Below are 19,137 nucleotides of genomic sequence, written 5' to 3'. Positions count from 1 at the left end.
GGCCTGAACTAGCCTGGGCAGCATGTCCCTGCTTCGCCAGCCGATCCTGCTCCTGTCGCGCAGCGCCCAGGTGAAGAGGCTCGTCACCACCCTGCCGGTGACCTCCGGCATCGTCACCGGCTACGTCCCCGGAGAGACCTCCGACGCGGCCGTCTCGGCCAGCCGCGGCCTGATCGACGACGGCCTCGACGTCACCCTCGACTTCCTCGGCGAGGACACCCTCGACGCCCAGCAGGCCGAGGCCACGGTGGCGGCGTACGTCGAGGTCCTCAAGGCCCTGAGCGTCGCCGGGCTGACCCGGCACGCCGAGGTGTCGGTCAAGCTCTCCGCCATCGGGCAGGCCCTGCCCGACCACGGCCACAAGATCGCGCTGGAGAACGCGCGCACCATCTGCCGCGCCGCCCGTAACGCGGGCACGACGGTGACCCTCGACATGGAGGACCACACCACCACCGACTCGACGCTGGCCGTCCTGCGCGACCTGCGCAAGGACTTCCCGGAGACCGGTGCCGTGCTGCAGGCCTACCTGCACCGCACCGAGGACGACTGCCGCTCGCTCGCCTACGAGGGCTCGCGGGTGCGGCTGTGCAAGGGCGCCTACCACGAGCCCGAGTCGGTGGCCTTCCAGGACAAGCTCGACGTCGACAAGTCCTACGTGCGCTGCCTGAAGATCCTGCTCGCCGGCGACGGCTACCCGATGGTCGCCACCCACGACCCGCGCATGGTCGAGATCGCCTCGTCGCTCGCGAGCCGCTACGGCCGGGCCCAGCAGACCTACGAGTTCCAGATGCTCTACGGCATCCGCCCGGGCGAGCAGCGCCGGCTGGCCGCCAGCGGCGAGAAGGTCCGGGTCTACCTGCCCTACGGCGGCGAGTGGTACGGCTACCTGATGCGCCGCCTCGCGGAGCGGCCGCAGAACCTGTCATTCTTCGCCAAGTCCCTGATCTCGAAGAAGTAGGTCCCCACGATGTCGCAGACCGCCATCCTCGGCGCCGGTGTGATGGGTGAGACGCTGCTCTCCGGCCTCGTCCGCGCCGGCCGCCGCGTCGACCACCTGCTCGTCGGCGAGAAGCGCGCCGAGCGCGCCCGCGAGCTCGAGGAGCGCTACGGCGTCGCGGTCGTCAGCAACGTCGAGGCGGCCGCCAAGGCCGAGACCCTGGCGCTGGTGGTCAAGCCGCAGGACATGGGCGACCTGCTCGACGAGATCGCCGGCGTACTGCGTCCCGGCCAGCTCGTGGTCTCGCTCGCGGCGGGCATCACCACCGCCTTCATCGAGTCGCGCGTGCCCGACGGCATCGCCGTGGTCCGGGTCATGCCCAACACTCCGGCGCTGGTCGACGAGGGCATGGCCGCGATCTCGCCGGGCTCCCACTGCGACGACTCGCACCTCGCCGAGGCCGAGTCGCTCATGGCGTCGGTCGGCAAGGTGCTGCGCATCCCGGAGCGCCAGCAGGACGCGGTCACCGCGATCTCCGGGTCCGGCCCGGCCTACATCTTCTTCGTGGTCGAGTCGATGATCGAGGCCGGCGTCCACCTCGGGCTGCCGCGCGCCACCGCCAGCGAGCTGGTCATCCAGACCCTGGTGGGCTCCGCCAAGATGCTGCGCGAGACCGGCACGCACCCGACCGTGCTGCGTGAGCAGGTCACCTCGCCCGGCGGCACGACGGCCTCGGCCCTGCGGGAGCTGGAGATCCACAAGGTCCGCGCGGCGTTCCTCGCCGCCATGGAGGCGGCGCGCAACCGCTCCCGCGAGCTCGCCGAGGGGCGTTGACCCGGCTCCCGGACGTCTGGGGCGCCACCTCCGAGGAGGTACGGCGCAACTATCCCGCGGACGGGCTGCTGGCCGGCCGGACGCGCGATGACGCGGGCGGTGCCGGTGGCGGCGCCGCCGGCGCTCGCCTACCGCTGGCTGTGCCAGATCGCGGTCGCGCCGTACTCCTACGACCTGATCGACAACCGCGGACGCCGCAGCCCGCGGACGCTGACGCCGGGCGCCGACGACCTCGAGGTCGGCCAGCTCATGCAGATCTACCGGCTGACCTCCTTCGAGCCCGGCCACCACTGGACCGGCGTCACCACGCCCGCGGCGGCCCGGCTCTTCGGGCCGGTGGCGGTGACGTACGCCGCGGAGCCGGCCGCGCAGGAGCCACCCGAGACGGGCAGGAGCCGCATGGTCTGCCGGCTCGTGTGCGAGGTCGAGGGCGCCGTCGCCCGTCTGCGCGCTCCGCTCCTGGCGTGGGGTGACCTGGTGATGATGCGCAAGGAGCTGCTGACGCTGAAGGGCCTGGCCGAGCGGGACGCGAGGCGCGCCACGTCCTAGGCCTGTCACAGCCCGATGGCCGCCTCGGCCGCGGCGAGCACGGGCGCGGTGACCTCGCGGCAGCGAGCGGCGCCGGCGGCGTAGACCTCGGTGACGTGGTCGGGGTCCGCGGCGAGATCGGAGTAGCGCTTCTGCAGCGGCTCCAGCTCGGCCACCACCGCATCGGTGACGGCCTTCTTGAGCGCGCCGTACGTCGTCAGCCCGGCCGGGTCGCCGCCGCACGCAGCGAGGATCTCGAGCAGGTTGGTGACCCCGGGCTTCGCCTCGCGGTCGGCCCGGATCGCCTCGGGCCCGGTCTCGCTGTCGGTCACGCCGCGGGCCACCTTGCGCCGTACGACGTCGGGCGGGTCGAGCAGGTGGATCACCCCGGCGCCGTCGCTGCCGGTCTTGCCCATCTTGGCGGTCGGGTCGGCGAGGTCCATCACCCGCGCGCCCGCGGGTGGCGTGGTGATCTCGGGGATCGTGAAGACCGCCCCGTAGGCGGAGTTGAACCGCACCGCGACGTCGCGGGTGAGCTCGACGTGCTGGCGCTGGTCGTCGCCGACCGGCACCTGGGTGGGGCGGTAGAGCAGGATGTCGGCGGCCATCAGCACGGGATAGGTGAACAGCGAGGTCTTCGTCGAGTCGACGCCCCTGCCCTTCTCCTTGAACTGGATCATCCGATTCAGCTCACCGGTGGTGGCGACGCACTCGAGCAGGCACGCGAGCTGTGCGTGCGCCGGGACCCGGCTCTGCACGAACAGCGTGCTCGCGTCGAGCCCCGCCGCGAGCAGCAGCGTCGCCTGCTCGCGCACCAGCTCGCGCAGCGCGACCGGGTCGTGGGCCACGGTGAGGGCGTGCAGGTCGGCGATCCCGTAGAAGCAGTCCGCTGTCTGCTGGGCCGCGACCATGGGCCGCAGCGCGCCGAGCAGGTTGCCGAGGGTGAGGTGGCCGGTGGGCTTGAGCAGGGACAGCCGCCGGGTCGAGTGGGCCGAGGTGGCCGAAGGGGCCGAAGGGGCCGAGGGGATGGTCATGGGTGCTCCTGGGGTGAGAGCCCGCGGGAGGTCCCGATGCGCCTTAAATGCACGACGGCCGCCCGCAGGCGGCCGATGAAGGGTGTGCTTCGGAGGGTCCGCCGGTCAGGCGGACCGCCACTGGGTGGGTCGGGTGTGCAGCACGGGAGCCACCCTAGCCGCAGCGGCGAGTAAGTTGCAGCCATGACTTCGGCGGCAGACTGCGCGGGGCCGGCGACGGTGGTGTTCGACGAGACGCTCACGGCCTACGACTTCGGGCAGGGGCACCCCATGTCGCCCTTGCGCGTCGACCTGACGATGCGGCTCGCGCGCGAGCTGGGCGTCCTGGACCGGGAGCTGCGCGTCGTGCCGGCCCCGATGGCCGACGACACCCTGCTCGCGACCGTCCACGACCAGTCGCTCATCGACGCGGTCATCCGGATGAGCGAGGAGCCGGGCGTCGACGAGGCCCACGGCCTGGGCAGCGAGGACAACCCGGTCTTCCGTGGCATGCACGAGGCCGCCGCGCACGTGGTCGGCGCGACCCACGAGGCCTGCCGGCAGGTCTGGTCGGGGGAGTCGCTGCACAGCGCGAGCATCGCCGGCGGCCTGCACCACGCGATGCGCGACCGCGCCAGCGGCTTCTGCATCTACAACGACGTCGCGGTCGGCATCCAGTCGCTGCTCGACAAGGGCGCGGAGCGGGTCGCCTACGTCGACATCGACGTGCACCACGGCGACGGCGTCGAGCGGATCTTCTGGGACGACCCGCGCGTGCTCACGATCTCCCTGCACGAGACCGGCCAGATGCTCTTCCCCGGCACCGGCTTCCCGGTCGACCTCGGCGGCGCCGACGCGCACGGCACGGCGGTCAACGTCGCGCTGCCGCCGGGCACGAGCGACGCCGGCTGGCTGCGCGCGTTCCATGCCGTCGTCCCGCCGCTGCTGCGGGCGTTCGACCCCGAGGTCCTGGTGACCCAGCACGGCTGCGACTCCCACGCCGACGATCCGCTCGCCCACATGATGCTCAGCGTGGACGGCCAGCGCGCCGCCTACCTCGCGCTGCACGAGCTCGCCCACGAGGTCGCCGACGGGCGCTGGGTGGCGACCGGCGGGGGCGGCTACGCGCTGGTGGAGGTCGTGCCGCGCGCCTGGACCCACCTGCTGGCGATCGTCGGAGGGCACCCGCTGGCCCCCGAGACCGAGACGCCGTCCGCCTGGCGCGAGTACGTCCACGAGCGCCTGGGCCGCACCGCACCGCGCCGCCTCACCGACGGTCGGACCCCGGCGTACCGCCGCTGGGAGGACGGGTACGACCCCGACACCTGGCTCGACCGGGCCATCCACGCGACCCGCATGGAGGCCTTCCCGCTGCACGGACTGGACCCCATGCCCTGACCGGTCGCCGACGGCGGTCAAGTCGACACGCCGCGGTTTGGAAGTTTCATTGGTGTATCTCTTCCCCATCTGTCACTTCTGGCTCTATCCTCACCACGACGCGCCCGTGTGATCATCGGTGGGGAAGCCGATGCCGGTCGCCACAGAAAGTTGGTGTGCCATGGCGACGAACTCGCCCGGGGATCGCTCCGAGTCCAGGTTCCTGACCATCGCCGAGGTCGCCGCGATGATGCGGGTCTCCAAGATGACCGTCTACCGACTCGTGCACGGAGGGGACCTGCCCGCGCTGCGCGTCGGGCGCTCCTTCCGCGTCCGCGAGGAGGACGTGGACGAGTACCTGCGCAAGAGCTTCTTCGACGCCGGCTGACCGGCCGACGGGCGCCGCTGCGTCCGCCCGTGAGGGCGGATTCTTGCTGGCCGCACCCACGCCGATAGGCTGGCGGGGCCTCCAGGCGACTCCTGGAGCGACTGATCAATCTGGAGAGGTTCTATTCGTGGGTTCTGTCATCAAGAAGCGGCGCAAGCGTATGGCGAAGAAGAAGCACCGCAAGCTGCTCAAGAAGACGCGCGTACAGCGTCGCAAGCTCGGCAAGTAAGCCGGGCGGTCGGGTTCCGAACGCCTCCATGGCCGGCGCCGGCAGGGTCGTTCTCGTCACCGGGGTCTCTCGCGACCTCGGCCGGAAGGCCGCGCGCGCCATCGCGGAGGAGCCCGACGTCTCGCGCGTCATCGGCGTCGATGTCGTCCCCCCGCGGGGCGACATGGGAGACGTGTCGTTCGTGCGAGCCGACATCCGCAACCCCGTCATCGCGAAGGTCATCGCCAAGGAGGACGTCGACACCGTCGTCCACATGAGCGTGATCTCGACCCCCGGCAGCGCCGGTGGTCGCAACACGATGAAGGAGCTGAACGTCATCGGGACGATGCAGCTCCTGGCGGCGTGCCAGAAGGCGCCGGGGCTGCGGGCTCTCGTGGTGAAGTCGACGACCACCGTCTACGGCGCGAGCAACCGCGACCCCGCGATGTTCACCGAGGACATGGAGCCGCGCCGCGCCCCGCGCAACGGCTACGCCAAGGACGTCGCCGAGATCGAGGGCTACGTCCGCGGCCTGGCCCGGCGCCGTCCGGACCTGAGGGTGACGCTCCTGCGCTGCGCCAACGTCATCGGCCCGCACGTGTCGAGCCCGCTGACGTCGTACTTCCGGCTGCCGGTGCTGCCGACGGTCCTCGGCTACGACGCGCGCATGCAGTTCCTGCACCAGGATGACCTGCTCTCGGTCCTGCGCCACTGCGTGGTGCGCGACATCGACGGCACCTTCAACATCGCCGGTGACGGGATCCTGATGCTCTCCCAGGCCGCGCGCCGGCTACAGCGGCCGACCGTGCCGATGCCGGGCTTCGCGGTCGGGGGCGTCGGCTCGTTCCTGCGCTCGGCCCGCGTCGCCGACTTCTCGCCCGAGCAGCTCTCCTTCCTCACCTACGGCCGCGGCGTCGACACCACGCGGATGCGGGAGGTCCTGGGCTTCGAACCCCGTTTCACCACCGCCGAGACGTTGGCCGACTTCGGTCGCGGGCTGCCCATCACCGGGGGCCACGCGGAGCAGGTGCTCTCCGCGGTCGCCCGCCAGCTGCCGGACCCGCAGCGACCGGAGAGCGTCGTCGGCCCAGGAGGTGCTCGCCATGGGTGACGCCGAGATCATCCCGATCGGGACCCGCGGTCGCCCCGGGCGCGGCACCGGCACCCAGCCCAGCTCCGCCGCGCGCGGGTTGGCCGCCAAGCGGAAGCCGACGGCCACGAAGGCGCCTGCCCCCAGCCCGGGCACTGCCGAGGCCGCCACGAAACCCGATCCGGCCCCGGCCTCCGGCGCGACGGCGGACGCCACGGCCGGCCCCCCTTCCGGCTCCACTGCTGGGCTGTCTGCGCGCACCGAGGAGCGCCACCCGCTCGCCGGCGTACCGGCCGGTGACTGGCTGGCCGCCTTCCGCTCGGCCGCCGTCGAGGTGTTCGGCGACCAGTGGGAGCTGCAGCTCGCGCGGTTCCTGGCGTTCCTGCGCCGCCGCGTCGCCGGCGAGTACGTCGTCGACGAGTACGGCTTCGACCAGGAGATCACGCAGCAGTTCTTCATGGCCGCCCTGCGCCCGATCGCTGAGAAGTGGTTCCGCATCGAGGTCCGCGGGATAGACAACATCCCGGACGAGGGCGGGGCCCTGGTGGTCTCCAACCACTCCGGCACCATCCCGGTCGACGGTCTGATGACGATGGTCTCCATCCACGACCACACCGGCCGGTTCCTGCGTCCGCTCGGCGCCGACCTGGTCTTCCAGACCCCGGTCGTCAGCAGCCTCGCCCGCAAGGGCGGCGCCACCTTGGCCTGCAGCGAGGACGCCGAGCGGATGCTGCGCGGTGGCGAGCTGGTCGGCGTCTGGCCGGAGGGGTTCAAGGGCATCGGCAAGCCGTACGCCGAGCGCTACAAGCTGCAGCGCTTCGGCCGGGGAGGCTTCGTCTCCGCGGCCCTGCGCACCGGCGTCCCGATCGTCCCCCTCGCGGTGGTGGGCGCGGAGGAGATCTACCCGCTGGTGGGCAACCTCCCCGGCCTGGCGCGGATCTTGGGGATCCCCTACCTGCCCATCACCCCGTTCTTCCCGCTGCTCGGCCCCCTCGGCCTGGTGCCGCTCCCCTCGAAGTGGCTGCTGGAGTTCGGCGAGCCGATCCGCACCGACGACTACGAGGGCAGCGCGTCGGAGGACCCCATGCTGGTCTTCAACGTGACCGACCAGGTGCGCGAGACGATCCAGCAGACGCTCTACACGCTGCTCGTGCAGCGCGAGTCCGTCTTCCGCTGACCCGCGTCAGGGGAACAGCGGCCCGGTCAGGTCGCCGGTCACGTCCTCGAGATCCTCGACCAGCTCGTCGAGCGTGGTGGGGGCGCTGCTCGGCGGCCTCACGCCGTTCTTGATGCCGTCGGTGAGCTCGTCCAGCGGGTTGGGCGGGGCGCTCGGCCCCGGAGCCGGAGCCGGCGCGGCGGGGGCGCCCGTCGCCGCGGGGGACGGGGGCGTGACGGGGCCGCCGTCGGTCGCGCCGGCGGCGGGGCCCGCCCCTGCGTCGCCTCTGCCGTCCTTGCCGCCGTCCTTGCCACCGTCCGGTCGCTCCTCGCCACCCCGGCCGGGGCTGACCGGCCGGTCGCCGATGATCGCCTGGGCGACCTGCTCGAAGGTGTTGAGCACGCTCTGCGGCAGTCGGGCGGCGTCCGAGCAGGTCGGGCAGGCGTAGAGGGCCTGCTCGTCGATCTGCCCGATCACCTGCACGGCCTGGATGAGGGCGCCGCGGGCCTCCTCGGGGATCAGGCCCTGCAGGGTCTCCAGCTCGCCGAGGCTGTCGGCCGCGAAGTCCCGCAGCTCGGCGATCGTGGACTCCTCGCCGGTGGTCTCGTAGACGGTGATCAGCACGTCGGAGGCGGCGGTCGCCTGCTCGGAGAACGCCAGCAGGGTCTGCGGGATCGCCTCGTCGTCGCCGCGGCCCTGCGTCAGCTCGTCCACCTCGTCGAGGCGGCCGGCGGCGTTCTCCAGGAGCCTCGAGCCCCGATCGCCCTCGTCGGACTGGACACCGGCCCGGGCATTCTCGATCGCCCGCTTGAGGGGGTAGAGGGTGTCGCCGGGGAGCGCGGTCTGGGCGGCCACGGCCATGGAGGTCGTGGCACCGACGATCGCGAACCCGCCGATCGCGACGGCCAGTCGGCGCTCGCGCGGCGTACGGCGGGGGGCGACGGTGAGCCGCGCGCGCAGTTCGGCGTCCGTGGCGGGGGCGAGCGCCGTCTCGGCCGCGGCCATCAGGCGCTCCCGCAGGTCGCTCACGAAGGCCGGGCGGGCCTCGACGGGAGCGACCGAGCGCAGGGCCTCTACGAGCTCGAGCAGGTCGGCGACGCGCGCATCCCTCAGCTCGCTGGTCGAGTCGACCAGCGAGCTGAACTCCTCGGCGCGTCGTCGCGCCGCGAATGCGGTGATCATCGGTTCCGTCCTGGAGTCCTGCTCGGCGGGGAGGTGGTGCGTCTTGGCATCTCGCTCAACGACCCGATCGGCGGCTTGGTTACGGCGATGCTCGGGCGAAGCGGCGTGGTGTTCGCCACCAGGTGCGAAGGGCCGGTTCGGGCCATCCGCATCAGCCTCTGATCCCTTCCGGCATCAGCTTCGCCAGGTTGCGCACGCCCCTCAGCTGCAGCTGCTTGACGGCGCCGTCGCTGCGGCCGAGCACGGCGGCGGTCTCGGCGATGCTCATCCCCTGCAGGAAGCGCATCACCAGGCAGTCGCGCTGCTCGTCGGGCAGCTGGGTCAGTGCCTCGAGCAGGATCTCGTTGGTCAGGCTCGCGAGCACCGTCAGCTCGGGACCGTCGGTGCTGTCGTCGTGGGCCCCCATGTCCTCGGTGGTCATCTCGAGGCGCGTCCGACCGGCCTTGAAGTGGTCGGTGGCGAGGTTGCGGGCGATGGTCATCAGCCAGGCCCCGAAGTCCTTGCCCTGCCAGCGGAAGTTGGTCATGCTCCGCAGCGCCCGGAAGAACGTCTCCGAGGTCAGGTCCTCGGCCAGGGTGCTCGACCGGGTGCGGTAGAAGAGGAAGCGGTAGACCGAGGTCTGGTAGTGGTCGTAGAGCATCCCGAACGCGTCGGCGTCGCCCTTGCGCGCGAGCTCCACCAGCGCGATCAGCCGGGTGCGATCCGCCTCGTCCTGCTCCGAGGAGGCCGCGAGGTCGCCGTCGCCGTAGCCTCCCGCTCCGGGGGAGGTGTCGCCGGTGAGCGCCTCGGTCAGCAGGAGCCCGGCCGGCAGTGGGCCACCGGACGAGGCGAGGGCGAGCTGGCGCGCGACCGCGACGCGCAGGCCCTCCAGGCCACGCGCCACTTCACGACCGTACGACGGCATGCGAACCGCAACCCTCCCGTGGAGGCTTCCCCCCAGCCCTACCGGATAGTAGGTCAGCACCCGTCCCGGAGGGAACAGCCAGCGAGAACCCGTCGCGCCGGGCCCTCAGTGCCGCTTGCGCAGTGCGACCGCGGCCGCGACGCTGCCCGTCGCCGCGCCGGCCACCGCTCCCACCACCAGCCCGGCGCGCGCCGCCTTGCGCCCGGTCCGGTAGTCGCGCACCCGCCAGCCCTGGGCCCGTGCGTGCGCGCGTAGCCGGGCGTCGGGGTTGATCGCGACCGGGTCGCCGACCAGGCTCAGCATCGGCAGGTCGTTGAAGGAGTCGGAGTACGCCGAGCAGGTGGCCAGGTCGAGCCCCTCGCGCGACGCCAGTGCCCTGATCGCCTCGGCCTTCGCGGGCCCGTGCAGCAGGTCGCCGACCAGCAGCCCGGTGTAGACGCCCTCCACGTGCTCGGAGACGGTGCCCATCGCCCCGGTGAGGCCCAGCCGGCGCGCGATGATCGTGGCGATCTCGATCGGCGCCGCGGTCACCAGCCAGACTCGCTGGCCCTGGTCGAGGTGCATCTGCGCGAGGGCCCGCGTGCCGGGCCAGATGCGGTGCGCCATCGCCTCGTCGAAGATCTCCTCTCCGAGCTCCTCGAGCTCGGCGACAGTGTGGCCGGCGATGAAGCTGAGCGCGGAGTTGCGGGCCTGGGCGACGTGCTCGGGGTCCTCGACGCCCACGAGCCGGAAGTACGCCTGCTTCCAGGCGGCTCCGAGGATCTCGCGCGTGGTGAAGAAGTCGCGCCGGTGCAGGCCGCGCGCGAGGTGGAAGATGCTGGCCCCCTGCATCACCGTGTTGTCGACGTCGAAGAACGCCGCCGACGTGAGGTCCGAGGGCATCACCAGGGCCGTCTCCACCTCCGCCGCAGCCGCCGCCGCCTCACCCGCGAGCGTCGAGCGCTGCTGGAGGTCGAGGTGGTGTCGCGAGCGGTCCTGGTGCGGCATCGGCACACACTAGCGCCGGCACTCCGGTGGTGGGGTGCGAGCGCAGCGAGCTCAAGCCCGTCGAAGGAGCGACGGCGCACCCACGTCGATCGACGACTCTCCTCGGGGAGAGGCGGGGTGTGGAAGGATCGGCGCATGTCCAGCGCAGACGCAGCTCTGGTGGTGACGGACGTCGCCGAGCTCGTCACGCTCGCGGCCGAGGAGAGCCCGGACAAGCTCGCCGTCGTGGAAGCGGTGGGTCGCAGCCTGACCTGGGCTCAGCTCGACGACGAGGTCGGGCGCGTCGCCACCGGGCTGGGGGCCGCGGGCATCGTGGCGGGAATGCGCGTGATGCTCGTGATGGGCAACCGGATCGAGTTCCTGACGACCTACCTCGGGACCCTGCGCGCGCAGGCCGTGGCGGTGCCGGTCAACCCGCTCTCGACGCCGAGCGAGCTCGCCCGGATGCTGGCCGACTCGGGCTCGCGGATGGTGGCGGCCGACGGCGAGACGGTCACCGCGGTCCGCGAGGCCGTGGCGCTGCTGCGGCGCGCGATCGACGGCGACACCGAGGGCATGGGCGAGGTGGACCCCGACCTGCTGGCGCGCGTGGTGGTGCCGCGGGTGGTGGCGGTCGGCTCGACCCTGCTGCCCGGCGAGCGGGGCTACGACCAGCTGCGCGCCGACACCGCACGACCCGTGCCGGCGCTGCAGGACCCCGAGAAGCTGGCCGCGCTGCTCTACACCAGCGGCACGTCGGGCCGCCCGCGCGCCGCGATGCTCACCCACCGCGCGCTGGTCGCCAACATCGAGCAGGCCGCGGCGGTGCGGCCGGCGATGATCCACGGCGACGACGTGGTGCTGGGCGTGCTGCCGATGTTCCACGTCTACGGGCTCAACGCGGTGCTCGGGAGCGTCCTGCGCCACCGCGCCAAGCTCGTGCTGGCCGAGCGCTTCGACCCCCAGGGCACCCTGGACCTGATCGAGGACGAGGCGTGCAGCGTGGTGCCCGTGGCGCCACCGGTCTTCGCCTACTGGCGCGACGTCGAGGCGCCCGAGGAGCGGCTGGGCCCGGTCCGTCTGATCCTGTCCGGCTCCGCACCGCTGTCGAGTGCGGTGATCGAGGAGTTCAGCGGGCGCACCGGCATCCCGATCCACCAGGGCTACGGGCTCACCGAGGCCGCCCCGATCGTCACCAGCACGCTGCGCTCCGAGCGGCTGCAGAACGGCTCGGTCGGTGCGGCTCTCGACGGGATCGAGATCCGCCTGGTCGACGAGGCCGGCGCCGTGCCGCTCGGCGACGACCCGGGGGAGATCCAGATCCGCGGCGCCAACCTGTTCAGCGGCTACTGGCCCGACGGTGCCGACGGCCCCGACGACGAGGGCTGGTGGTCGACGGGCGACGTGGGCTTCCTCGACGCCAGTGGGGACCTGTTCCTGGTCGACCGGCTCAAGGAGCTGGTGATCGTGTCCGGCTTCAACGTCTACCCGGTCGAGGTCGAGGAGGTCGTGGGCGAGGTGCCCGGGGTCACCGAGGTCGCGGTGATCGGCGTCGAGGACGCCGACACCGGCGAGGCGGTCGTCGCCTACGTCGTCGCGCCGGGCCTCGACGCGGGGCGGGTCGAGGCCGACGTACGCGAGCACTGCGCGACGCGGCTGGCCCGGTTCAAGCAGCCGAGCCGGATCGAGGTCGTCGACGAGCTGCCGCTCACGGTGACGGGCAAGGTCCAGAAGGGCCGGCTGCGCGGCCTCGAGCGGCGCCGGGCGCTGGGCATCCTGGAGTGACGTGACGGCCCGGATCACCCTCTACGGCCGACCCGGCTGCCACCTGTGCGACGAGGCGCGGGCGGTGATCGAGAAGGTGTGCGCCGACACCGGGGAGGAGTACGTCGAGGTGTCGATCGACGACGACCCGGAGCTGCAGCGACGGTTCACCGAGGAGGTCCCGGTGACCTTCGTGGACGGCCGGCAGCACGACTTCTGGCGCGTCGACGAGGCGCGGCTGCGGGCGGCCCTCGCTCGCTGAGGACCCCCGCGAGCGTGGGTCTTCTCACATGTGGTAACCGCCCTGCTGCGCTCGTTTTGTTCTCGCGTTCACAAACTCCTACAGTGATCGGGCCGCATGCCCGACCGCCTGCGAGGCGGCTCCCAGACGTGGTGTGCGACTGGAAAGTGGACCGCTGTGACCGCACGGACAACGAGTGTCAGGACCAATGGCACCAGTGACAGTGCCCGGGAGATCCCCGAGGCCACCGTCGCCCGCCTGCCCGTCTACCTCCGCGCTCTGACGAGCCTGGCCGAGGCCGGGACCCGTACCTGCTCCAGCGAGGACCTCGCGGGCGCGGCCGGCGTCAACAGCGCCAAGCTCCGCAAGGACCTGTCCTACCTCGGCAGCTACGGTACCCGCGGGGTCGGCTACGACGTCGACTACCTGCGCTACCAGATCGCCCGCGAGATCGGCGTGACCCAGGACTGGCCGGTCGTCATCGTCGGCATCGGCAACCTCGGCCACGCCCTCGCCAACTACTCCGGCTTCCGCAGCCGCGGCTTCCGGGTCGTGGCGTTGCTCGACGCCGACCCCGAGCGTCACGACGAGGTCGTCGCCGGCGTCGACGTACGGCCGTTCGACGACCTCGAGGGGATCGTCACCGAGCAGGGGGTGGCAATCGGCGTCATCGCGACGCCCGCGGCGGCCGCGCAGGACGTCGCCGACCGCATGGTCGCCTGCGGCATCACCAGCATCTTGAACTTCGCGCCGTCCGTGCTCTCGGTGCCCCCCGGGGTGGACGTGCGCAAGGTGGACCTGTCCATCGAGCTGCAGATCCTCGCCTACCACGAGCAGCGGAAGGCCCAGACCGCATGAGGGGCACAGCGTGAGCATCCTGGTCGTGGGGATCTCCCACAACTCCGCGCCGGTCCACCTGCTCGAGAAGGTGGCGCTGGACGCCGACGGCGTCGTCAAGCTGGTCAGCGACGCGGTGGCCAGCGAGCACGTCGCCGAGGCGACGGTGATCTCGACGTGCAACCGGATCGAGATCTACAGCGACGTCGACCGCTTCCACGGCAGCGTCGAGGAGCTCTCGCGGCTGCTCGTCGAGCGGGCCGGGGAGAGCGTCGAGGCGATGCTGCCGCACCTGTACGTCCACTACGACGACGGCGCGGTCTCCCACCTCTTCCAGGTCGCGGCCGGTCTGGACTCCATGGCCGTCGGCGAGGGCCAGATCCTCGGCCAGACCCGCGAGGCGCTGCGACTGGGCCAGGAGCTCGGCACCGTGGGCTCCGCCCTCAACGTGCTCTTCCAGCAGGCGCTGCGGGTCGGCAAGCGCTCGCGCGCCGAGACCGGCATCGACCTGGTCGCCCCCTCCCTGGTGACGGCGGCGCTCGATCGCTCCGCCCAGGCCGTCGGCGACGTCGCGGGCCAGCGGGTGCTGGTCGTCGGCGCCGGCGCGATGGCCGGGCTCGCCACCGCCACCGTCTCGCGTCTGGGCGCCGCGCAGGTCACGGTCGCCAACCGCACGCTGACGCGCACCGACCGGCTCGTGGCGGAGTACGGCGTACGCGCCGCGCCGCTGAGCGACCTGATCGACGAGATCGGCCGCGCCGACATCGTCATCACCTGCGCCGGCGCGACCGGGGTGCTCATCACGCGCGAGATGGTCGCCGCCGCCAACCCGGCGGGCCGCCCGCTGTCGATCATCGACGTGGCGCTCCCGCACGACGTCGACCCGTCGGTCGCCGACCTGGCGGGCGTGACGCTGGTCGGCCTGGCCGAGCTCGCCGCGGTCCTGCACGAGTCCGACGCCGGACGCGAGGTGCTCGAGGTCCGGCGCATCGTCGCGCAGGAGGTCGCCTCGTTCGTCGCCGCGCGGCGCCAGGCCAGCGTGACCCCGACCGTGGTCGCACTCCGCTCCATGGCCACCTCCGTGGTGGACGCCGAGATGAGCCGGCTGGTCGGGCGGCTGCCCGAGCTCGACGACGCGGCCCGGCTCGAGATTCTGCACACCGTGCGCCGCGTCGCCGACAAGCTGCTCCACGAGCCCACGGTGCGGGTCAAGGAGCTGGCCAACGAGCAGGGCGCGATCTCCTACGCCGCCGCGCTGGCCGAGCTCTTCGCGCTGGACCCCGAGGCCGTCGAGGCCGTCACCCGACCGGAGGGCCTCACATGAGCGACCCCCAGGCCCCCTTGAGGGTCGGCACCCGCGCCTCGCTGCTCGCCACCACCCAGGCCGGCCACGTCGCCGAGCTGATCCGCACCACGCTGGGCCGCGAGGCCGTGCTGGTCGAGATCAACACGGAGGGTGACCGCACGCAGGCCGCCGGCACCGCGCTGGAGACGATGGGCGGCACCGGCGTGTTCGTCAGTGCGCTGCGCGACGCGCTGCTCGCCGACGAGGTCGACGTGGCGGTGCACTCGCTCAAGGACCTCCCGACCTACCCGGCCGACGGCATCACCCTGGCCGCCGTACCGACTCGTGAGGACCCACGCGACGTCGTCGTGGCCCGCGACGGCCTCAGCCTGGGCGAGCTGCCGGTCGGCAGCCGGGTCGGCACGGGCTCCCCGCGCCGGGCCGCACAGCTGCACGCACTCGGCCTCGGTTTGGACGTGGTCGGCGTTCGTGGCAACGTCGACACCCGGATCGGCAAGGTCCGCTCGGGTGAGTACGACGCCGTCGTGCTGGCCCGCGCGGGACTCGCCAGGATCGGCCGACTCGAGGAGGCGACCGAGGTGCTCGACCCGTTGCAGATGCTCCCCGCCCCCGGGCAGGGTGCGCTCGCGATCGAGTGCCGGTCCGAGGGCGACCTCGCCGGGGAGCTCGCGCGGCTGCAGGATGCGGCGACCCGGGCGGCGGTGGATGCCGAACGTGCCGTGCTCGCCACGCTCGAGGGCGGGTGCTCGGCGCCGATCGGTGCACTGGCGGAGGTCGCCGAAGGAGACGAAGGGGACGAGATCTGGGTGCGAGCGATCGCACTCTCACTGGACGGGGGTCTGTCGGTTCGGATGTCCGCATCCGGCGCCCCCGCTGACGCGACCAGCGTCGGCAACCGGCTGGCGAGCGAGATGCTCGCCGACGGAGCAGGTCAACTGAATCAACCGGCAGAACCATCAGCAGAGGTGCAGAACGCATGACGCGAGGCAAGACCACCCCCCAGGGCACCACCCAGGGTTCCCAGCCGGCCGCTCCCCGCGGTTGGGTGTCGTTCGTCGGCAGCGGCCCGGGCGACCCGGACCTGCTGACGGTGCGCGCCGTCGACCTGATCAGGCAGGCGGACGTGATCGTGACGGAGGCACCCGAGCACGCTCCGCTGGTCCGGACCCTGCTCGGGCTGCCCGAGCCGGTCGAGGCCGAGCCGGAGGAGGGCGCCGAGCCCACGCCGGTCGAGGGCCCCGAGCTCGTCGACGGCGGCTTCGGTGAGGACGGCCAGCCGCTGACCCACGCCGCCCGCGCCAAGGTCGTCGTGCGGTACGCCAAGAAGGGCCACCGCGTCGTACGGCTGCTCGCCGGCGACCCGTTCCTCTACGCCTCCGGCCCCGAGGAGGCCCAGGCCGTCGCCAAGGCCGGCTTCGGCTTCGAGGTCGTGCCCGGCGTGTCCTCGGTCGGCGCGGTCCCGGCGTACGCCGGCATCCCGCTGACCACCAAGGACCACCGCGAGATCTCCGTCATCACCTGCGGCGACAAGATCGACTGGTCGGCCCACGCCAGCGACCGCACCCTGGTGCTGCTGTCGGCCGTCGGCCAGATCGGCGACATCGCGAAGGCCCTGATGCTCGCCGGCCGCTCGCCGCAGACGCCGGTCGCCATGACCCGCGTCGGCACGACGACCGCTCAGGAGACCGTCACCTCGACGCTCGAGCACATCGCGGCCGACGCCCGCGCCGCGCGCATGACGCCGCCCGCGATCACCGTCGTCGGGAAGGTCGTCGACCTGCGCGAGACGCTGTCGTGGTTCGAGAGCAAGCCGCTGTTCGGCTGGCGCGTGCTCGTGCCCCGCACCAAGGAGCAGGCCGGCTCGCTGTCGACGCGCGTGCGCGGCTACGGCGCCGTGCCCGAGGAGGTCCCGACGATCTCGGTGGAGCCCCCGCGCAACCCGCTGCAGATGGACAAGGCCGTGCGCGGCCTGGTGGAGGGCCGCTACGAGTGGATCGCCTTCACCTCCGTCAACGCGGTCAAGGCCGTGCGCGAGAAGTTCGAGGAGTACGGCCTGGACGCCCGCGCCTTCTCCGGCCTCAAGATCGCCGCGGTCGGCGACAAGACCGCTCAGGCCATCGCCGACTGGGGACTGCGCGCGGACCTGCTGCCGTCGGGTGAGCAGTCGGCCGCCGGTCTGCTGGCCGACTGGCCGGAGTACGACGACGTGCTGGACCCCATCAACCGGGTGTTCCTGCCGCGCGCCGACATCGCGACCGAGAACCTCGTCGCCGGCCTGGTCGACCTCGGCTGGGAGTGCGACGACGTCACCGCCTACCGCACCGTGCGCGCCACGCCCCCGCCGGCGCCGACGCGCGACGCGATCAAGACCGGCAAGTTCGATGCGGTCGTCTTCACGTCGTCCTCGACGGTGCGCAACCTGGTCGGCATCGCCGGCAAGCCGCACCCGTCGACGATCATCGCCGTGATCGGTCCCGCCACGGCCAAGACCGCGGAGGAGCACGGCCTGCGCGTCGACGTCATGTCGCCCAGGCCCGACGTCGAGGCTCTTGTCGACGCGCTCGCCGACTTCGGCGCCGCCCGCCGCAGCGCGATGATCGAGGCCGGCGACCCCGTGACCAAGCCGTCGTCGCGCAAGGCTTCCTCGCGGCGCCGTACCCGCGAAGCGGGAACGGCGCCGTAACGAGGAAGGTCGAGCGGGCCCGCTGGTGAGGAACGCACCAGCGACGGCCGTGTCGAGACCCGGTGAGATGAACGGCCACAACAGGGACCAGAGAGGCGGCGCATGACTGAGCACGAGATCACCGTCGCCGGCCCGGTCGTGCGACCGCGCCGGCTGCGGACGACGCCCGCGCTGCGCCGGCTGGTCGCGGAGACCGAGGTCCGACCGCGCCAGCTGGTCCTGCCGGTCTTCGTGCGCGAGGGACTGGCCGAGCCGCAGCCGATCTCATCGATGCCCGGCGTCGTGCAGCACTCGCGCGACAGCCTCAAGGCGGCGGCGACCCAGGCCGCGGAGCTGGGCGTGGGCGGCGTGATGCTGTTCGGGATCCCCGAGGCCAAGGACGCGGTCGGCTCCGGCGCGGTCGACCCCGACGGCATCCTCAACCTCGCCATCGCCGACGTCGTGGCCGAGGTCGGCGACGCGCTCACCGTGATGAGCGACCTGTGCCTCGACGAGTTCACCGACCACGGCCACTGCGGACTGCTGACGTCCGACGGCCGCGTCGACAACGACGCGACCCTCGCGGTCTACGCCGAGATGGGCCTCGCCCACGCCGCGGCCGGCGTCCACATGGTCGGCCCCAGCGGGATGATGGACGGCCAGGTGGGCGTCGTCCGGGCCGCGCTCGACGGCGCCCGCCATCAGGACGTGTCGATCCTGGCCTACTCCGCCAAGTACGCCTCCGCGTTCTACGGCCCGTTCCGCGAGGCGGTCGACTCCTCGCTGCAGGGCGACCGCCGGACCTACCAGCAGGACTCCGCCAACGCCCGCGAAGGCGTGCGCGAGGCCCTGCTCGACATCGAGCAGGGCGCCGACATCGTCATGGTCAAGCCGGCCCTGGCCTACCTCGACGTGGTGCGGCGCGTGCGGGACGCGGTCGACGTGCCGGTCGCGGCCTACAACATCTCGGGCGAGTACGCGATGGTCGAGGCCGCCGCGGCCCACGGCTGGATCGACCGAGAGCCGGCGATCCTGGAGACCCTCGGGTCCATCCACCGCGCGGGCGCCGACGTGATCCTCACCTACTGGGCCTCCGAGGCCGCCCAGCTGCTGCGCTGATCAGAACCGCACCAGCCCCGAAGGCGAGACGGCGGCGGTGACGGCGCGGTCGTGTGCCTCGACGGGGACCTCGCGGCCCACCTCGTCGTCGTAGAGCAGCACGCAGGTGAACGTGCCGGCCGGGACCCGGGCCAGCGCCCGGTCGTAGGAGCCGCCGCCGCGTCCCAGGCGCAGCCCCGTGTCCGAGACCGCCAGCCCGGGCACCAGCACGGCGTCCGGTGTCGCGATCGCGTCTACCCCGAGCCTCGGGCCGGCGGGCTCGAGCATGCCGTAGCGCGCGGGCATCAGCGCGGCGTCCCCGGCGTACGCAGCCCAGTCCAGGTCGCCGTCGGGCAGCAGCACCGGCAGCAGGATCCGCGTGCCCCGGGCGTGCAGCGCGTCGAGCAGGGGCGACGTGCCGGGCTCGGTGCCGACGGCGACGTAGGCCGCGACGGTGGCCGCGCGCCGTACCTCCTCGGCGGCCAGCAGGTGGGCCGCGATCCCGGTCGCCGCCTGGCCGATCTCCACAAGAGGGCGGCGGTTGCGGGCGGTCGTCAGCTGGTCGCGCAGGGCGGTCTTGGCGAGGGGTCCCCCCAGCGGCGGTGGACTGGGTTGCGGGGTCTGCACCGGGCAAGCCTACGATCGG

At 72.6% G+C, this 19,137-nt stretch carries 20 protein-coding genes; 15 read left to right on the top strand and 5 right to left on the bottom strand.

Annotated elements, in window-relative coordinates; genetic code table 11:
* Window positions 1-28 precede the first annotated feature (28 nt).
* From LRP67_RS00670 to LRP67_RS00660, 3 genes are all read left to right on the top strand, one after another.
* The gene (locus tag LRP67_RS00670) at window positions 29-958 is read left to right on the top strand and encodes a proline dehydrogenase family protein (protein ID WP_308189680.1); all 930 of its coding nucleotides are present in this window, start codon (window positions 29-31) and stop codon (window positions 956-958) included.
* Window positions 959-967: 9 nt separating this feature from the next.
* A complete protein-coding gene (proC, locus tag LRP67_RS00665) occupies window positions 968-1,771 on the top strand; it encodes a pyrroline-5-carboxylate reductase (protein WP_231268070.1) in 804 nt (267 codons plus the stop codon).
* An 87-nt stretch (window positions 1,772-1,858) separates the two neighbouring features.
* On the top strand, window positions 1,859-2,320 hold the full coding sequence (locus tag LRP67_RS00660) for a hypothetical protein (RefSeq protein WP_231268067.1): 462 nt from the start codon (window positions 1,859-1,861) through the stop codon (window positions 2,318-2,320).
* Between the two features lie 5 nt (window positions 2,321-2,325).
* Here the strand turns inward: LRP67_RS00660 and trpS are convergent, their stop codons facing one another.
* On the bottom strand, window positions 2,326-3,333 hold the full coding sequence (gene trpS / locus LRP67_RS00655; protein ID WP_231268065.1) for a tryptophan--tRNA ligase: 1,008 nt from the start codon (window positions 3,331-3,333) through the stop codon (window positions 2,326-2,328).
* Between the two features lie 183 nt (window positions 3,334-3,516).
* On the opposite strand from trpS, the gene LRP67_RS00650 reads away from it, so the two are divergent.
* The 5 genes from LRP67_RS00650 (at window position 3,517) to LRP67_RS00630 (ending at window position 7,552) form a co-directional block, all read left to right on the top strand.
* Complete coding sequence (locus tag LRP67_RS00650; RefSeq protein ID WP_231268063.1) at window positions 3,517-4,710, top strand: acetoin utilization protein AcuC; 1,194 nt, start codon at window positions 3,517-3,519, stop codon at window positions 4,708-4,710.
* A gap of 160 nt (window positions 4,711-4,870) precedes the next feature.
* On the top strand, window positions 4,871-5,077 hold the full coding sequence (locus tag LRP67_RS00645) for a helix-turn-helix domain-containing protein (RefSeq protein WP_231240772.1): 207 nt from the start codon (window positions 4,871-4,873) through the stop codon (window positions 5,075-5,077).
* 127 nt (window positions 5,078-5,204) lie between these two features.
* Window positions 5,205-5,306: a 30S ribosomal protein bS22 gene (locus LRP67_RS00640; RefSeq protein ID WP_008356322.1), complete on the top strand. Its 102-nt coding sequence runs from the start codon at window positions 5,205-5,207 to the stop codon at window positions 5,304-5,306.
* Between the two features lie 28 nt (window positions 5,307-5,334).
* The gene (locus LRP67_RS00635; protein ID WP_231268061.1) at window positions 5,335-6,396 is read left to right on the top strand and encodes an NAD-dependent epimerase/dehydratase family protein; all 1,062 of its coding nucleotides are present in this window, start codon (window positions 5,335-5,337) and stop codon (window positions 6,394-6,396) included.
* Window positions 6,389-7,552, top strand: coding sequence for a lysophospholipid acyltransferase family protein (locus tag LRP67_RS00630; RefSeq protein WP_231268059.1), 1,164 nt, complete (start codon window positions 6,389-6,391; stop codon window positions 7,550-7,552). Before LRP67_RS00635 ends, LRP67_RS00630 begins: the two co-directional genes overlap by 8 nt.
* Window positions 7,553-7,558: 6 nt before the next feature.
* Here LRP67_RS00630 and LRP67_RS00625 read toward each other — a convergent pair whose 3' ends face one another.
* The 3 genes from LRP67_RS00625 to LRP67_RS00615 form a co-directional block, all read right to left on the bottom strand.
* Complete coding sequence (locus LRP67_RS00625) at window positions 7,559-8,713, bottom strand: DUF5667 domain-containing protein (RefSeq protein ID WP_231268055.1); 1,155 nt, start codon at window positions 8,711-8,713, stop codon at window positions 7,559-7,561.
* Between the two features lie 151 nt (window positions 8,714-8,864).
* Window positions 8,865-9,596, bottom strand: coding sequence for a sigma-70 family RNA polymerase sigma factor (locus LRP67_RS00620; RefSeq protein WP_231268054.1), 732 nt, complete (start codon window positions 9,594-9,596; stop codon window positions 8,865-8,867).
* A gap of 126 nt (window positions 9,597-9,722) precedes the next feature.
* Complete coding sequence (locus LRP67_RS00615; RefSeq protein WP_231268052.1) at window positions 9,723-10,604, bottom strand: HAD family phosphatase; 882 nt, start codon at window positions 10,602-10,604, stop codon at window positions 9,723-9,725.
* 135 nt (window positions 10,605-10,739) lie between these two features.
* Here LRP67_RS00615 and LRP67_RS00610 point away from each other — a divergent pair, with 135 nt between their 5' ends.
* The 7 genes from LRP67_RS00610 (at window position 10,740) to hemB (ending at window position 18,512) form a co-directional block, all read left to right on the top strand.
* Entirely contained in the window at window positions 10,740-12,368 is a 1,629-nt protein-coding gene (locus tag LRP67_RS00610) for a class I adenylate-forming enzyme family protein (protein WP_231268051.1), read from the top strand.
* A 1-nt stretch (window position 12,369) separates the two neighbouring features.
* A complete protein-coding gene (locus LRP67_RS00605) occupies window positions 12,370-12,609 on the top strand; it encodes a glutaredoxin family protein (RefSeq protein ID WP_231268048.1) in 240 nt (79 codons plus the stop codon).
* Window positions 12,610-12,765: 156 nt separating this feature from the next.
* Entirely contained in the window at window positions 12,766-13,446 is a 681-nt protein-coding gene (locus tag LRP67_RS00600) for a redox-sensing transcriptional repressor Rex (RefSeq protein ID WP_231268047.1), read from the top strand.
* A gap of 10 nt (window positions 13,447-13,456) precedes the next feature.
* On the top strand, window positions 13,457-14,749 hold the full coding sequence (locus LRP67_RS00595) for a glutamyl-tRNA reductase (RefSeq protein ID WP_231268045.1): 1,293 nt from the start codon (window positions 13,457-13,459) through the stop codon (window positions 14,747-14,749).
* Window positions 14,746-15,711, top strand: coding sequence for a hydroxymethylbilane synthase (hemC, locus tag LRP67_RS00590; protein ID WP_231268043.1), 966 nt, complete (start codon window positions 14,746-14,748; stop codon window positions 15,709-15,711). Before LRP67_RS00595 ends, hemC begins: the two co-directional genes overlap by 4 nt.
* Window positions 15,708-17,414, top strand: coding sequence for a uroporphyrinogen-III synthase (locus tag LRP67_RS00585; protein ID WP_231268042.1), 1,707 nt, complete (start codon window positions 15,708-15,710; stop codon window positions 17,412-17,414). The genes hemC and LRP67_RS00585 overlap by 4 nt, the downstream gene beginning before the upstream one ends.
* A 102-nt stretch (window positions 17,415-17,516) precedes the next feature.
* Window positions 17,517-18,512, top strand: a complete 996-nt coding sequence (gene hemB / locus LRP67_RS00580) for a porphobilinogen synthase (protein ID WP_231268039.1) — start codon at window positions 17,517-17,519, stop codon at window positions 18,510-18,512.
* On the opposite strand, the gene LRP67_RS00575 is transcribed toward hemB, so the two are convergent.
* On the bottom strand, window positions 18,513-19,118 hold the full coding sequence (locus tag LRP67_RS00575; protein ID WP_231268038.1) for a 5-formyltetrahydrofolate cyclo-ligase: 606 nt from the start codon (window positions 19,116-19,118) through the stop codon (window positions 18,513-18,515).
* Window positions 19,119-19,137: the final 19 nt, after the last annotated feature.

Origin of the sequence: Nocardioides sp. cx-169 (genome assembly GCF_021083605.1) — a bacterium.
In the GTDB taxonomy this organism is placed as follows: domain Bacteria; phylum Actinomycetota; class Actinomycetes; order Propionibacteriales; family Nocardioidaceae; genus Nocardioides.
The sequence above is the reverse complement of the archived record's forward strand: the minus strand, read 5'-3'. Positions and strand labels throughout refer to the sequence as shown.